General features: G+C 30.2%; 13 protein-coding genes. 6 read left to right on the top strand and 7 right to left on the bottom strand.

The genetic code is table 11. The annotated features are described in order from the left end of the window. Positions 1-391 precede the first annotated feature (391 nt). Positions 392-1195 (bottom strand): alpha/beta fold hydrolase, encoded by an 804-nt coding sequence (locus C661_RS0116660; protein ID WP_017416486.1) that lies wholly within the window; start codon positions 1193-1195, stop codon positions 392-394. Positions 1196-1199: 4 nt separating this feature from the next. Continuing rightward, positions 1200-1835 carry a TetR/AcrR family transcriptional regulator gene (locus C661_RS22885; RefSeq protein ID WP_017416485.1) on the bottom strand — a complete coding sequence of 212 codons (636 nt, stop codon included), beginning with the start codon at positions 1833-1835 and terminating at the stop codon, positions 1200-1202. A 588-nt stretch (positions 1836-2423) separates the two neighbouring features. Here C661_RS22885 and C661_RS0116650 point away from each other — a divergent pair. From C661_RS0116650 to C661_RS0116630, 5 genes are all read left to right on the top strand, one after another. Next, positions 2424-3092 carry a response regulator transcription factor gene (locus C661_RS0116650; protein WP_017416484.1) on the top strand — a complete coding sequence of 223 codons (669 nt, stop codon included), beginning with the start codon at positions 2424-2426 and terminating at the stop codon, positions 3090-3092. Beyond that, entirely contained in the window at positions 3089-4102 is a 1014-nt protein-coding gene (locus C661_RS0116645; RefSeq protein WP_017416483.1) for a sensor histidine kinase, read from the top strand. The genes C661_RS0116650 and C661_RS0116645 overlap by 4 nt, the downstream gene beginning before the upstream one ends. Positions 4103-4306: 204 nt before the next feature. Further along, entirely contained in the window at positions 4307-4723 is a 417-nt protein-coding gene (locus C661_RS0116640; protein ID WP_017416482.1) for a hypothetical protein, read from the top strand. A gap of 63 nt (positions 4724-4786) precedes the next feature. Beyond that, positions 4787-5554, top strand: coding sequence for an ABC transporter ATP-binding protein (locus C661_RS0116635; protein ID WP_017416481.1), 768 nt, complete (start codon positions 4787-4789; stop codon positions 5552-5554). Next, a complete protein-coding gene (locus C661_RS0116630; RefSeq protein ID WP_017416480.1) occupies positions 5544-7568 on the top strand; it encodes an ABC transporter permease in 2025 nt (674 codons plus the stop codon). Before C661_RS0116635 ends, C661_RS0116630 begins: the two co-directional genes overlap by 11 nt. Before the next feature lie 249 nt (positions 7569-7817). On the opposite strand, the gene C661_RS22880 is transcribed toward C661_RS0116630, so the two are convergent. The 3 genes from C661_RS22880 to C661_RS0116615 all read right to left on the bottom strand — a co-directional run bounded on the left by C661_RS22880 (position 7818) and on the right by C661_RS0116615 (position 10442). Next, complete coding sequence (locus C661_RS22880) at positions 7818-8660, bottom strand: GNAT family N-acetyltransferase (RefSeq protein WP_017416479.1); 843 nt, start codon at positions 8658-8660, stop codon at positions 7818-7820. Between the two features lie 77 nt (positions 8661-8737). Continuing rightward, positions 8738-9835 (bottom strand): YcxB family protein, encoded by a 1098-nt coding sequence (locus tag C661_RS0116620; RefSeq protein ID WP_017416478.1) that lies wholly within the window; start codon positions 9833-9835, stop codon positions 8738-8740. A 310-nt stretch (positions 9836-10145) separates the two neighbouring features. Beyond that, entirely contained in the window at positions 10146-10442 is a 297-nt protein-coding gene (locus C661_RS0116615; RefSeq protein ID WP_017416477.1) for a CD3324 family protein, read from the bottom strand. A gap of 1163 nt (positions 10443-11605) precedes the next feature. Between C661_RS0116615 and C661_RS0116610 the strand changes: the two genes are divergently transcribed. Beyond that, positions 11606-12265 carry an elongation factor G-binding protein gene (locus tag C661_RS0116610; protein ID WP_017416476.1) on the top strand — a complete coding sequence of 220 codons (660 nt, stop codon included), beginning with the start codon at positions 11606-11608 and terminating at the stop codon, positions 12263-12265. A gap of 298 nt (positions 12266-12563) precedes the next feature. Here the strand turns inward: C661_RS0116610 and C661_RS0116605 are convergent, their stop codons facing one another. Beyond that, a complete protein-coding gene (locus C661_RS0116605; protein WP_017416475.1) occupies positions 12564-14330 on the bottom strand; it encodes a M3 family oligoendopeptidase in 1767 nt (588 codons plus the stop codon). 405 nt (positions 14331-14735) lie between these two features. Beyond that, the gene (locus tag C661_RS0116600; protein WP_017416474.1) at positions 14736-15308 is read right to left on the bottom strand and encodes a GNAT family N-acetyltransferase; all 573 of its coding nucleotides are present in this window, start codon (positions 15306-15308) and stop codon (positions 14736-14738) included. Between the last annotated feature and the right edge of the window lie 117 nt (positions 15309-15425).

The raw sequence follows: 15425 nt of genomic DNA, 5'->3' as shown, positions 1-15425 counted from the left end.
TCAATATATGAGTTAATAAGTGATATCAAGATGATATTTGACGAACTTAATTCTGATGTAGAACAACTTCGTTCACTAGCATATGCTAGAAGTTTCCTGGTGTAAGTTAAGTTATGACCAAGGAACCCTATATAAGGAACCAGAGTTAAAACTTAACTTATACATTAGTCCTACCCTGGTTCCCTTAAAGGGTTATGAAGATGAATAAGTTAAAATTCTATCATGGAACCCTATACTTACCATTGGGTATTTTCACTTATAAAACTACCTTAACCAATATATCAATGGTTAGGGCTACATAAGCATATCTTGCGGTGTATTCTCAGTGACTATGCTAACGATGAACTGTAAATATCATGCATTTAAGTGAAACTAGCTAATAGAAAAATAGTTAACTTCTTAAAAAATTACTAATGAGCTCATTAACCATTTCTGGATTATCTTGATTTGAATTGTGACCTGCATTACTAATGAAATGAAGATTGCAGTTGCTATCACTTTTTTCCCAAGGCTCAGCAACCTTCTTTATATTACCTGTTTTATCATCTACCCCACAGAGCAACAATACAGGCTTTTTGAACCTATATTGTGGGTCATAATGAAGACAAGTTGTTGCCTCCATGATAACATCAATGAAAGTTTTTTTATCCATTCTATTAAAGCATTGCTTAACATATTCCCTTACTTCCTCTTTGTTAGCACAAGCATTAGCACTTTGATTTATTAGAACCTTCCAAGGGTAACAGTTAAATATAAACCTGCTACTTTTTAATAAACATTTCTCCATAAATGTTAGTTTTCCAGTATTTTTGGTACAATCAATTAATATTAATTTCTCCACTAGTTCAGGATAAATATAGTCTATCTCTTGGGCTAAATTTCCTCCAATAGATTGTCCAATAAGAATTGCTTCATTTATGCTATAAATTTCATATATTTTTTTACAATCACTAATCATATCTTTAAAGGAAAACTTTGCTTTAGGATCTAATTTAGATAAACCGTGTCCACGATTGTCCCATGCAATTATATTATAGGTGTCATCAAAAATCTTAAATTGCTCTTCAAACATTTCATGATCAACACCAGCTCCATGAAAAAATAGAATCCATTTATCTTCTGTTCCTTTTCTATACCAATAATGAATTTCACAATTCAAATTATGAAATGCTAAATGTTCCACTTTCTTATCCATTTTACTATCTCCCTTCCACTAAACTTAAATAACCTTCCTTATAATAATGCTTTTTCAAGGATTCCATCATAACTTCAAACTCTCTAACCCCTTGAAGAATTTTTTCAGTATTTAAATCTTCTCTTCCTCTCATGACACCTTCAGCCACAGAAAGTACTAATTTAAGCAAAATTGCTACATGGCTGGGATTTTTAAATTTATTATAATCAACAACCTTCAAGAATTCCTCTTCTTCTATGCTCATTATTATTCTTTTCTTTTCGTCTAATTTACTTTTTATTCCTTCATTAGTTTCATAATAGGCTCTCGTGATAAATTTATATAAATATGGATACTCAGCTATGATTTTCATTCTTCCTTGGATTTTCATATTAATTAAATCAAAAAAGTCATATACTTTTTCTCCCTTTAGTTGTACCTTGTGTTCATTTATAAATTCTATGGCAGTATGGAATAAGAATAAATAATATTCCTCCTTATTTCTAAAGTAATAAAACAGCAAGGACTTAGATATTCCAGCTTCCATAGAAATTGAAAGCATAGAAGCTTTATTATAGGGGGATACCGCAAATACTTTATATCCAGCATTAATTAAATTCTTTTGTTTGTCTAATGGCAACTGAAAATAAGATTGATTCATTATACTCTCCTTTATTGACCAAAACAGTCAGTAGCTTATATTTTTATTATAAATCCACTGACCGTTTTTTAGAAGGCACTGACAGCTTTTTAACTATCACTTCTAAACTAATCATTATTATATTTAAATCTTTTCAAATATTTACCCAAATGGCTTCTTCAATAATGAAAATTTACTGGAAGCAGATCCTAAATTCTGAAAACCTTCAATGCCCATAAGTACCTCATCCTTTTATACCTAACTATAACTATCCCTATGTTTTATTACATTATGTTATTCTGTTAGAAATAGTTGTGTAAAGTACTTTAACTTTTCCTATGGTGTATTTATATATAAACAAGTTCAAAGCCTCATACATGTTTTCAGCATAGGAATTCACTTATCTTAGAAATACTTATATAGTTACAGCACATTGAGCTTAAAAGAATCCATTTTTAATAGTGGCTATGTTTTTAGAGGAAGCACTTCTTGGAAGTAATAATTTGAATTGCAGTAAATTCTATATATCTAGATTTATTTTTTGCAGTAATACTTATAATAAACTATAATATCCTTAAGCTGATAGATTTTTACAAAGGAAGTGAATCTATGTCAAAGATAATTATTATAGAAGATACTGAAACCATAAGGGAAGAACTAAAAGTCTTTTTAACAAGATACGGCTATGAAGTTCTTGCTCCTTCAAACTTTGAAAACATTGTGGATTACATACTAAAAGAAACTCCAGATTTATTACTTTTAGATATAAATCTTCCTATATTTGATGGCTATCACATATGCAGAGAAGTAAGAAAAACTTCAGATATGCCTATTATTGTGGTAACCAGCAGAGACAGTGAGATGGATGAACTTATGAGTATGAATTTAGGTGCTGATGATTTTATTACAAAACCTTATAATACTCAAATTCTTTTAGCAAGAATTGCTTCTATTTTAAGAAGAGCTCAAGGTTCTACTCCTCAAGATATCATGTATTATTATGATTTAAAGCTTAATTTATCAAATAGTTCAATTACTTACAAGGACAGTACAGTGGAACTAACCAAAAATGAGCTTAAAATACTTTCCTGCTTGATTAAAAATAAAGGTAAAATAGTGTCCAGAGATGAACTAATGGATTTTATGTGGAACTCAGATATTTTTGTAGATGATAATAACTTATCTGTTAATGTGACAAGGTTAAGAAAGAAGCTAGAGGAAGTTGGAATGAAAGAAACCGTAGAAACCAGACGTGGACTTGGGTATATACTGCCATGAGTTTAAAAGATTATTTAAAAGACAGGTTTTTATTTCTTTTAATTAACTTTATATTATTCATTATCATAGGTTCCATAATGGTCCTTGTTAACTTTAGTGCTAATATAATTCTTCTTGTTTTCTCTATATGGTTTCTCCCCCTTTTTTCTTTTATTATTGTAGAATATGTTAAGTCGAAAAAATTCTATAATGAGATAACTAGTATTATGGATTCCCTAGATAAAAAGTATCTCCTATCTGAAATTATAGAAGAACCAGATTTTATTGAAGGCAAAGCTGTGTATGATGTATTAAAGGAAGCTAACAAAAGTATGCATGAACATGTGAAAAAATACAGAGATATGCAAAGTGAATATAGAGAGTATATTGAAACCTGGGTTCATGAAATAAAGACTCCAATTTCCTCCACAAGACTCATCATAGAAAACAATGAGGATAAAGTTACTAAGAGTATTGACTATGAAGTTAGGAAAATTGAGGATTATATTGAGCAAGTGCTATATTACTCAAGAAGTAATAACGTAAGCAAGGATTATATTATAAGAGAGCTGTCCTTAGCTACTGTAGTAAGAAATACTATTAAGAGGAATTCTAGAGACTTTATAAATAAAAAAATTTCAGTGGACATTGAAGCGGTGGAAGGCATTGTATTCAGTGACGGAAAATGGCTTGAATTTATCTTAAATCAAATCATAGGAAATTCTATTAAATATAGTAGGGAAAAAGAAGGCAAGGTCCGAGTTTATACTGTTCAAAATGAAAACAATATAGTCCTTACTATAGAGGATAATGGTATAGGTATAATAAACAAGGATGTTAATAGAGTTTTTGAAAAGGGCTTTACTGGAGATAATGGCAGAAGGCTTGGTAAGTCTACTGGCATAGGACTTTACCTCTGCAAAAAGCTTTGTGATCAACTGGGCCTGGGCCTTAGCTTAACTTCAAAGCTTGGAGAAGGCACAAAGGTTAGTATTATCTTCCCCCTAGGTAAGGTTAATTTAATGAGTTAATTGTGTGTTAATAATGGATTTATAGCTATTATGAATTATGGTAGCTGAGAATCCATTATTTTTTATTTTATGAAGCTCACCCTATGTTTCAAACCTTTCAAAAATGTAACCTTAATGAAATATAAACTAATATGTATCCGAGTGAAGTCCTAGTAAAATAATAACCGTAGAGAAAATAAAAATTAAAGTTTGGAGGAATTTTTTATGAAAAAATTGTTAATACCTGTGTTAATTATAATTTTAATAATAGGTGGAGGGGGCGCTGCTTATAAATACTTCTTTGGTCCTAAAATTGTAGAAATTACCATGACTAAAAGTGTAGATGACAAAGGAAAACCTACTTCACCTACTAATACTTTTACCTCTAAGGATACGGTTTATCTTTCTGCAAAGGGCAAAAAGCTGGCTATTAAAAAGGCAACGGTGGTATGGTACAAAGGTGAAGTATCAACACAGAATAGATTTAAAACAGAAGAAAATATAGAAATAAGTAAAGCTGGATATTTTAATGCTAAGCTATCAGTTCCAGAAGGTCTTGAAGAAGGTGAATATGGAGTTACTATCTATAATGGTAGTAATGATATCATCGAAAAAATGGTGAAATTTCAGGTGAAAAATTAAAGTAACAGCAAGTTACTCAGATGAATAACCCCCTTTAGGGAGAAGAATTATGGAGGAAAAGTAATGGAGAATATTTTAAGGGTTGAAAAAATTGAAAAATACTATGGTAATAAAGGCAACATAACAAAAGCCATAGACAATATAAGCTTTAATGTGGATAAGGGAGAGTTTGTGGGAATAATGGGACCTTCGGGTAGCGGTAAGACCACTCTATTAAATTGTATTTCAACTATAGATACTGTTACTACAGGTAACATCATCATAAATAACAAGGATATTACTACACTTAAATCTAAAGCTTTAGAAGAATTCAGACGTGATGAGTTAGGTTTCATATTTCAAGACTTTAATCTTCTAGATACTCTTACTGCCTATGAAAATATCGCTTTAGCTCTAACAATACAAAAGAGAAAACCTAGTGAAATAGATGAGCTTATTAAAAAAGTGGCAGAAAAGCTTGAGATATTAGATGTTTTAACTAAATACCCTTTTCAAATGTCAGGAGGTCAAAAACAAAGAGTGGCTTCTGCTAGAGCTCTAGTTACCGAGCCTTCACTGATACTGGCTGATGAGCCTACTGGAGCCTTAGACTCTAAGTCCTCAAGACTTCTTTTGGACTCCTTTGAAAAGTTAAACAAGGATTTCCAAGCTACCATACTAATGGTTACTCACGATGCCTTTACCGCAAGCTATGCTCACAGAATTTTATTTATTAAGGATGGTAAGATTTTTAATGAACTACTTCGTGGGAATGATACAAGAAAAGAGTTCTTTAATAAAATAATTGAAGTTGTAACTTTGCTTGGAGGAGATGCTAGCGATGTTTTCTAAAATAGCAATGAACAATGTTAAAAGAAGCTTCAAGGATTATTCCATATATTTTCTTACTCTAACCTTTGCAGTATGTATATTTTATAGCTTTAATTCCATTGAAGCACAAAAATCCCTGCTGGATATAAGTAAGAGCACTGCAGAGTATATGGTTACAATAAACAAACTTATGGCTGGAGCCTCCGTATTTGTATCCTTTATTCTAGGAGGACTTATAGTTTACGCCAACAATTTTCTTATAAGAAAACGCAAAAAAGAACTAGGCATCTACATGACTTTAGGTATGTCAAAGGGTAAAATTTCTAGAATCTTAATTTTTGAGACCTTTCTTATTGGCTTATTATCTCTAGTTGCTGGAATTCTTCTTGGTATTATTGTATCCCAAGGTTTATCTGTTGTTACAGCTAAGCTTTTAGCTGTAAATATGACTAGTTATAAATTTATTATATCAATGAGTGCAATAGTTAAATCTGCCTTATACTTTGGAATAATATTTATTCTAGTAATGATATTTAATCAAGTTACTATTTCTAAATATAAGCTTATAGACATGCTAAATGCAGCAAAGAAAAATGAAGTAATAAAGGTTACTAATCCTGTTATTTCAATAGTTATATTTCTTTTCTCACTGGCATCCCTTATAGCTGCTTACACTTTTGTGTTAAAGGTTGGATTAGAACCTGAGGATCCTCTTTTTATTATTTCAATTGTGCTAGGGATTGTGGGAACCCTATTATGCTTTTTTAGTCTCTCTAACTTTTTAATCCAAGTTATACAAAAGAATAAAAAACTATATCTTAAAAATTTAAATATCTTTGTATTAAGACAGATTAATAATAAAATAACTACTAACTTTTTATCCATGACCACTATATGTCTTATGCTGTTTTTAACTATAACCCTTTTATTTACTATGTTTGGCTATAAGGGCATCTTTGACAAAGCATTAAAGGGAAATACTTCTTTCCACGCCTCTGGAGCTCTTTATCCTAGTAAAGATGAAGAAAAAACAAAGGATGTTAAAAAGGCTCTTGAGGAAATAAATTTTCAGCTTGATGCTACTGAAAAGTATTCCTTTTTTACTGAATATAAACTTCCTATTTATTTAAGTGAATTGCTAAGTAAGTATTTAACTGAAAAGGAACTTAATGAGCTTAAGGATTCCTACTCAGACCACCCTATATCAGCTATAAAACTCTCAGAATATAACTCAATAACACAGCTTTTAGACAAGTCTCCTGTGGATTTAAAAGATAATGAGATTTTAGTTGTATCCAACTATGAAGATACCAATAAAATATTTAGTAAGTTTATAAAGAATGAAAAGTCTGTAGTGTTAGAGAATAAAACTTACACTATAAAAAATAGCACTCCAATAAAGGAGAATATAGTTAGCACAAGAACTAATTTACAATTCCTTTATTTCATAATCCCAGATAACTTTCAGGGAGATTTGAAGATAGACGCCTCTAAATTTAATGTAATGTTTGATAACAGTAACTTTGAAAGATCAGAAGAGAAGTTTTCAAAGCTATTTACTGATGTTTTAGATACTGGAAGCTATAATGGTCAATCTATACTGTTATTCGGAAATACACTAGAACAGCTACATTCCATGGTGTATGGCTCCTCAGCAATGGTTGTATTTCTAGGTATATATTTAGGCATAGTATTTTTAATATCCAGTGCTGCTGTGCTAGCCTTACAACAATTATCTGAGGCAAGTGATAGTCTTGATAGATATAACTCTCTTAGAAAAATAGGTGTTACTGAAAAAATGATAAATAAGTCAATATTAGTTCAGAACTTGATTTATTTTATGACACCTTTAACTTTAGCCATGATACATTCAATAGTTGGCGTAAGTGTAACTAATAAGCTGTTTGGAGCCTATAACAAAAGCCTCCTTGGAAGTTCTTCTCTTATGATAGGCTTAGGACTTATTGTAATATATGGTGGATACTTTTATGCAACTTATGTTGGCTTTAAAAATACAGTTAAAAACAAAAATTAATGTATTATATAGAAACCACTTCAACATTTAATTTAAACATAAATCCTCCCCCGGTTTCCTTAAGGATTTATTGAGGCTGTGCACTAAATAATTAGTGCATAGCCTTTTTTTTGTAATGCTGAACAAATTAGAATTTCATTATGGAACCCTATAGTTGCCTAGATCTATACAATTCTAAAAAGCCCTAACCAAGATATATCCATGGTTAGGGCTACGTTTTTTGATCATTTACCTAGATTAGCAGTTGCTTTATACTGTATATTGATATTTTTTTAAATATTCCTCAACAAAAGTTTTATTCTTATGCCACCAATGCATTTCGTATATTTCTACACTTTTAAAACCTAGTTTCTTTGCTAAGTTTTTAGAGTTTTCATTTCCATTATCGCAATCCCATACAGGCTCAATATTGTTGCTTACACAATATTTTATAAACTCAGCGCAGGTAGCTAGTGCAAAGCCTTGTTGTCTATATTCACTCTTTGTTACTATATCAATTTCTGCATAGCCTTGTCTTACATAATATGTGTTACATACGCTAACAAAGTCACCATCTTTTAATATACAAAAACCAAACCCATTGGAGAGGAAGTTATCCTCAGTTTCCCATAAGTCCATGTACGATGAATCCATTTCCTTCACATACTTTTGGAACAAAACATCATCCATTTTTCTTAGTTCAAATCCTTCTGGTAGCCTTTCACTCCATTTTGAAATTGCAGATAAATTTTCATAATCCCAGCTAAATACTTGTCTACTCAATTTTGCTGCATTATCTCCAAGGATCTCATCTAATTTAACAATCCATTCCTTTGAGGAACTGTAGATGTCAAAATAATTACCATGATTTTCTTTATAGAGTAAAAAAACCTTCAAAAATTCATTGAACCCAATATTGCTTGTACATCCTGCAACTAAATATTTTCCACTTTTACAAGTTAATAAACAACACTTTGGCTCCACTGGATTATCTGCAAAAATTCGGCCAGGTTGTTTTCCTTCAGCCACTGCATATGCAAATGTATAGTGTACTTTTTCTTCATTCAATAACTGCACAATGTTATTAAATTCACTCTTTTCTAATTCTCTCATAAAATCGATCCCCTTTTACCTTATATAAATTATTAGCTTATTGTCTATGAAAATTAAGTCAATCTACCTACTTCATTTTATCTATTTACCTTATTACTAAGAAACTTTATAAACTCTTCTACTTTACCTACTTCAAACTCTGCACTTTTTTTAGTACAAGTTACTGATGAAGCTTTACTCTTATCCCCAAAAGCAATTAAATTTTTGTCTACAACAAAGAACTTAAGGTCCTCATAACCTATTGTTACATAAGCACTACCATCAACTTCATCATATTCAATAGAGTAGTAAGTATCATAAAAACACATTTTGTTAACAACAAGTATTTCCTTATTATCATTAAAATAATTTTTAGATATAATCTTCATTTGAATTTTATTAAAATTAATAGCCACTACTAAAAAAACTATTACACAAATAAAACAAAATATGATAAATGGAACTTGAGAGAAATCCCCTAGGAAACAGTCATGCAAATCCAGGGTTAATGATATTAAAAGAATAGCCATAGTAAATATAAAAAAAACTCTAATTGCTACAAATTGTTTTTTACGTATAACAGTAAGCATTTGTACAATGTCAGCTAAATCAAGCTTTGAGGCAACCTGAAAATTAAGATTCTCGCTAGTATTGTTGGTCTCTATCTTTAATTTCTCCTCATAAGTAAGGTTGTTATTAATCTTTGATTTTAAATGGTTAATTAGTCTATCATAATCTCCTTGGCCAAGCTCTCGTTTGGGGATTAATATGAACTCAGTAGATTTATCTAATTTGATAAACAAATTATCTTTTTCATCATATATTTTTTCTAACTTAGAATATCTAAATTCATAATAATATGATTTGTTTTCACTTGTAGACATTTTAGTGAAATAATCTTCTTCAAATGTAATCTTCATATTTTCATGGAGAATATTATGCCTCTTGCTATATAAGTAGTTTCGAACCGTAAAAATATTCCACACCAAAAGGTAAAGTAAAAATAGAACAATTATAACTATACTAAAGATATGTTTACTCTCTATGCATAATACACTTAGATATAGCATTGCTAGTGTAAAAAAGGTTTGTACGATTCTTGCTATAATGCTATTAATTTTATATAGTTTCTTACAAATGAACTGCATTAATACAAAGGTGTCCTTTGAGTTATATTTTACTTCAATAGAAATCATAGATACTATCCCCCCTCATAAGTATTGTTTTACATTTCTATCGTTGAATATATTGGTATCACTGTAAATATATACATATAAATAATCTTAACAATAAAAAATACCCTTTACAATATATAAAGAGTATCTTTAACTTATTTTACATTTTATAGCATAATATTTTTACATAAAATAGCTGCAGTAATTCTAATATTTTTAATTAGGTTCATTTAAATCTAGTTTTAAAGGTATGCCCAATGCTTGTTTTGCTACTTATTCAATGCTTTCAATTACTTATATAAACAACTTACCCCTAGCATGAAGCCTCTCTCTATGGGTCACCACTTATTTTCAATATAATTTTCTTTTGGTCACTAATAATTCTTCTTATGCTTTTATCTGAAAGGTAATATTCCTCGCTTAGTTCCATAACCTTAGCGCCCTTTATATATTTATCATATATTTCTATGTTTCTTCCTTTTAAGGCTTCTCTTGAGCCACTCCGTTCGCCCCATCTCTTTTGTTCTTCTTCTTTTCTAGGTATATATAAATATTCCCCATCCACGTATTCTTGAATTACTTTAATTATATCTTTAGGTAAAATTTTATGTGCATTAATATATTTCATATCTTTACTCCTTCGAAAAATTTATTTTTTCTTGAAGCAAAGACCAAAAAAACTGTTACAACGCTATGTTTGCAACAGTTTCCCTTAATATACAAAGAAACAAATATATGAAAGGCTTTATTAAGACATCTTCAAAAAATAAACAAGTCAGTATACTCGCCTATTTTGTGTTATACTGCGTCAACAGAACCCTTAGATAGCTCTGCTATCTGCGGAACCCGTTTCCTTGTCTAACTCAAAATATCCTTCACATCTTTAACTTGTTATTTATTTTCAGATGCCTAATTCGCATGATGCTGAAAATCTACACACTAAATAGAGTTCTTTAATATACATGAAAAAAGAACTTACTGTACCATAGAATTCAACATCAGCTATTTTAATAAAGTCTCCTCCAAGCAAAGCATAGCCGATTTAGTTCTTATGGCCTTCGCAAGGAGTATATCTTAATCCAGATTCATTTTTACAAATCATAGTTATTTATACCTTTCAAAAATACTTATTTCTAATTATGTTTAATATAACAATTACATTATACAAGGTTTTTCCAGCAATATCAATTTAATAATTAAAAAACCCCTTTTCTCGAAATACTTTGGAAGAAGTTTTAACTTCAAAAAAGTAGTATATGTCACACATAAATCTATTTCTAACTAACTCCTCTCACAAAATTGTTACACATTCACCTGTGCCACCTTTAAATATGCTTTATATCTAATAAAACCCAGCCACCTAAAAATCTTATTCCCTTATATACCCCCTGTTACCTTAAAGCTCTATAAAATAAATTGCATACATATTTTGCTCTTAAACATTACAGAACCATTAATTAGATTGAAAGGCTTCACTTAACTCTGATATGATTTTATTGTGGTTAGTCCTTGAAATTTCTCATTTATAAATTCTTATGAGGTTAAAAAAAACAAATAAATAAGTTATGGCTCAACAATAACATTCTTGCTTAATAGTCTAATAATTATTTAAGTTTCCTCATGTCCAAGTATGAACATCTTCATAGGTGGACTTTATAATATATGAATCATTTTAACTAAATCAACTGAAAACCTGCTGTACTAAGCAGGCATTGTTCACCCAAACAACAAGTTACCTTGGACAAGACTAATAATTTGTTTGGAAATTTTCAAGAAAAGAGGTGTGCTTCTATGGAAGCTTTTATAAAAAAACATGAGTATAATTATATAAAAAAATGTTTATCTGACTTAAGTAATGCTTTTATAGGTTGTGCAGATATTAATATTATTGAGGCTACTAAAGGATATATACAGGATAAGATACTAAGTGTTTTTAGTGATTTATCGGTGGAAGAGAAAGAGTTCCTTGATATTAGTAGAATAACTAAACCCTATCACATTGATAAATATTTAGATGAGTTAAATGAATATGTATATGGTATGCCCGTTATTACAAATGCACAAATTGGCAGATTATTTAAGAAGGAAAAGAAGTTTAAGCTACCAACCCAAGAGGATCAAAACTTAAAAAATGTATATTTAGGTTGGATTGATGAATCCATTAGAAAATTATTTATAGCTTACACTATGGAGGGTAAACTTGTAGGTATGGCTTGTAGAATTGCAAATCAAACCTCTAATAATGCTCATAGATGCATTCTTTGTAATCATGAAGGTGGCGCAAGTGAAGTAGGTTTTGTTTCCCCTATATGTAAAACACCAAATACCTCTGAAGGGGCTTACCGCTCTATAGGCTTTGATATTTGCTTAAATAGCAAGAAATGTAATGAGGAGCTTGTAACAATCGAGAACCTTGAGAAGCTTTTAAAAGATGTTAATAACATAAAATGATAATTTAGTATTAAAATATTTTGCTATATGTACTAGAAGTTAAAATTAATGCTTGAATTATATATGGAAGCTTCTGCTGATTTATAATTAAATTGACCCTTTCAAAAGAAATCTATTTTGTTTGGCATTCTACTATAATTACCTTGATTCACTTAAGATTTTGTTATGATAGACAAAGTGAATAACCATCTTAGAACACTGTAATTAAGCCATAGATAAATGAGAAGTTATCTCCTTTGTCTATGGCTTTTGTTCTATTTTAGAAGGTTTATTTATTATAAATCAGTGTCCTTGCTTATTAGATACTTATAAATTTTTCAATATCTCTTTCAATAAGTCCTAAAGAGCTTTTCCAGAATTCTATTGAATGAACATCTATATTCATTGTTTTTGCTAGGGTTTCAACAGTATTTATGCTTGTTTTACCTAGAAACTTATCATATTCATGAGCAAACCCTTGCCCTCTTTTTATATATTCTGCATATAAACCTTTTGAAAATAAAACCCCAAAGGAGTATGGAAAATTGAGAAATTCATTATCAACCATGAAATATCCCGGCTTATTCATCCACATGTAAGGGTGAATAGTTTCAATTTCAATACTTTCACCATAGGCTTCTTTCATAGAATGAATCATTAATTCATTTAATTCCTCAAGAGGCAACGGTCCTAATTTTCTTCTCTTGAATAGCTCTCTTTCAAACAAATACCTTCCGTAAAAATCTACAATATAGTATGCAGCATCAGAAATACTTCTTTCAAGAATTGTTAGAGTTTCACTCCCAGGCAATATTTTTGCCAGTTCATTATTTAATATGGTTTCACAGAAAATTGAAGCTGTTTCTGCAATAGGAATTGGATAATCCGTATTTACCATAGTTTCTTCATAAAGTTTAGAGCTATGATATGCGTGTCCAATTTCATGAGCTAATATGCTTACATCCACATAGTTTCCACTAAAATTAGTACTTATCCTGCTTTCTTTTATTGGAAAAATATCTACTGATAAACCAAAATTACCTTTTCCTTTACTTGGCTTGGCATGAATCCATTTATCCTCAAAAGCCTTTTTTGAAAAACTAGCAAGGTTTTCGCTAAAGGTGTTAAAGCTGGATACAATTAAATCCTTAGCTTCGGTGTAAGTTACTTTCCTAGTGCTTTTAGACACTGGTGCATAAATTTCATAAAAAGGAAGTTTGGAGTCATATCCTAAGATTTCAGCCTTTTTTACGAAATACTTATGAAACACTGGCAAAGCTTCTTTTATTGCTTTCATCATAGTGTTTAAAGTTTCAATATCCATTCTTGAATTTATTAAAACCTTTTCTAAGGGTGAGTTATACCCTCTTAATTCACAAACAGCTAAAGCTTCCCCACTAATTGCATTTATACATTTTGCACAAACTTGTGATAACCCTTTACATAAATCAACTTCTTTATAATAAGCTGTCTTCCTTAAGTGTCCATCACTTTCATACAGCATATTTCTAAGTTCAGCTATTGTTGCAGCTTCTACTTTCCCATTAATAGTAATACGCTCTTCAGTGGTAGCTATTAACTCCATATAAAGTCTTTCCCAAGCTTTTGATCCAGTATTTTTCATCCTAGAAATAATAGTTTCTTCCTTATCACTTAGCAAATACTTTGACTTTATTGTAAGCTCTTTAAGATAAAACTTATGTTCTGAAAGATATTCAGAAGCACTTATTATCCCATGTAAATCTTCAACATTCTTAAGTAACCAGCTAAATTTTATAAATGTATCAGTAATTTCTGAGTTTATATTCTCTAAATAATCTAATGTATTCATAGCTTTCACATTCTCACAGTCAACATTGAAAACCAAGTATGCATAGGAATATAATCTTGAATATATCTTTTTATACTCATTAATACTTTTTAAAAACTCTTCAATTTTTAAAACGCAGCTTTCATCCTTTTCCCAACTATGAATATCTAATCTCTTTAGAGAGTCTACATATTCTTTAATCAATTCCATATGATTTTTGAAATCCTCAGAATCAAATGAAGTATAAATTTTATCTAAGTTCCACGTTAAATCCATTAACTAACATCTCCTTATATATAAAACTTTCCTGTTTAAACTCTTCTTTGATTCTTTCTTACATATTTACAACACCCCTAATAATATAATATGAGACTTAATTAATGGATTGATTTTTTGTTATTTGTTTAATTTTACCATATTATTCTGACTTACTCAAATTTTCCGCCAATTTGGATGTTTTGATTGCTTCTAAAAACTCTACCTTATGCGAGTGTACTTTGTTTATAATGTTTTTATGATAGCTAGCATAAAATATTTCTTATAAACCATAGCTTAAAAACAGGATATATCTACTTAAGCCTTGCTATCACATCATTTTTTAATACACACAAGCTTAGTAAAATAAAGAAAGGCTTAAAGATATTTCTTTAAGCCTTAAGAATACTTTCTATTAAATTCATGTTATTCTAATTCTTTAGAATTAGTATTATTTATAAAATAAACCATATTATCAGTCCATTCATCATCTTCGAAAATAAATCCTTGCCTTATACACTCAAGCTTCATTCCTGCTGCTTCTGCTGTCTTCTGAGAAGCTATGTTATCTAAGTTTATATGCGCCTCTAATCGATGGAAGCCAAGTTCTTTAAAAGCTATGTCATTCATAACCTTTACCATTTCACTTCCGTACCCATTCCCCCAATGCTGATTAAGCAGCCAATATCCAACTTCTGCCCATTGAAATCCACCTCGTTTAATGGTTTTTACGATAACTCCACCTACATAAATACCATCTTCCTTTTTGAAAACCCTAAACTCATAGCACCTATCATTTTTTGCATATTGTTCTAACTTATCTGCAGTTTCTTTACAAAAATCTTCTGTAAAACTATCCGTTAGCTCTGTTTCCTCTTCGTGTCTGTTTTGTCGTGGTGCTTGATCTTTTAAGCCCTTCAAAATAGTTTCAAAATCAGTGTGTCTCATTGGCCTAACCACAAGCCTTTCTGATTCTCTTCTAATACTCATAAATTCCATTTCTTCACCCCCAAAATTAACTTTTTCCCTGCTTTAAACTTTGCTTTATAACCACCCCATAAATCATATCACTAAATATCTAGAGTTATATAATCATAAATCATTCTGTGTTATTTA

This window comes from Clostridium tunisiense TJ (genome assembly GCF_000300195.1).
GTDB classification, from domain to species: domain Bacteria; phylum Bacillota; class Clostridia; order Clostridiales; family Clostridiaceae; genus Clostridium_J; species Clostridium_J tunisiense.
This window is presented reverse-complemented; position numbering and strand designations above follow the sequence as displayed.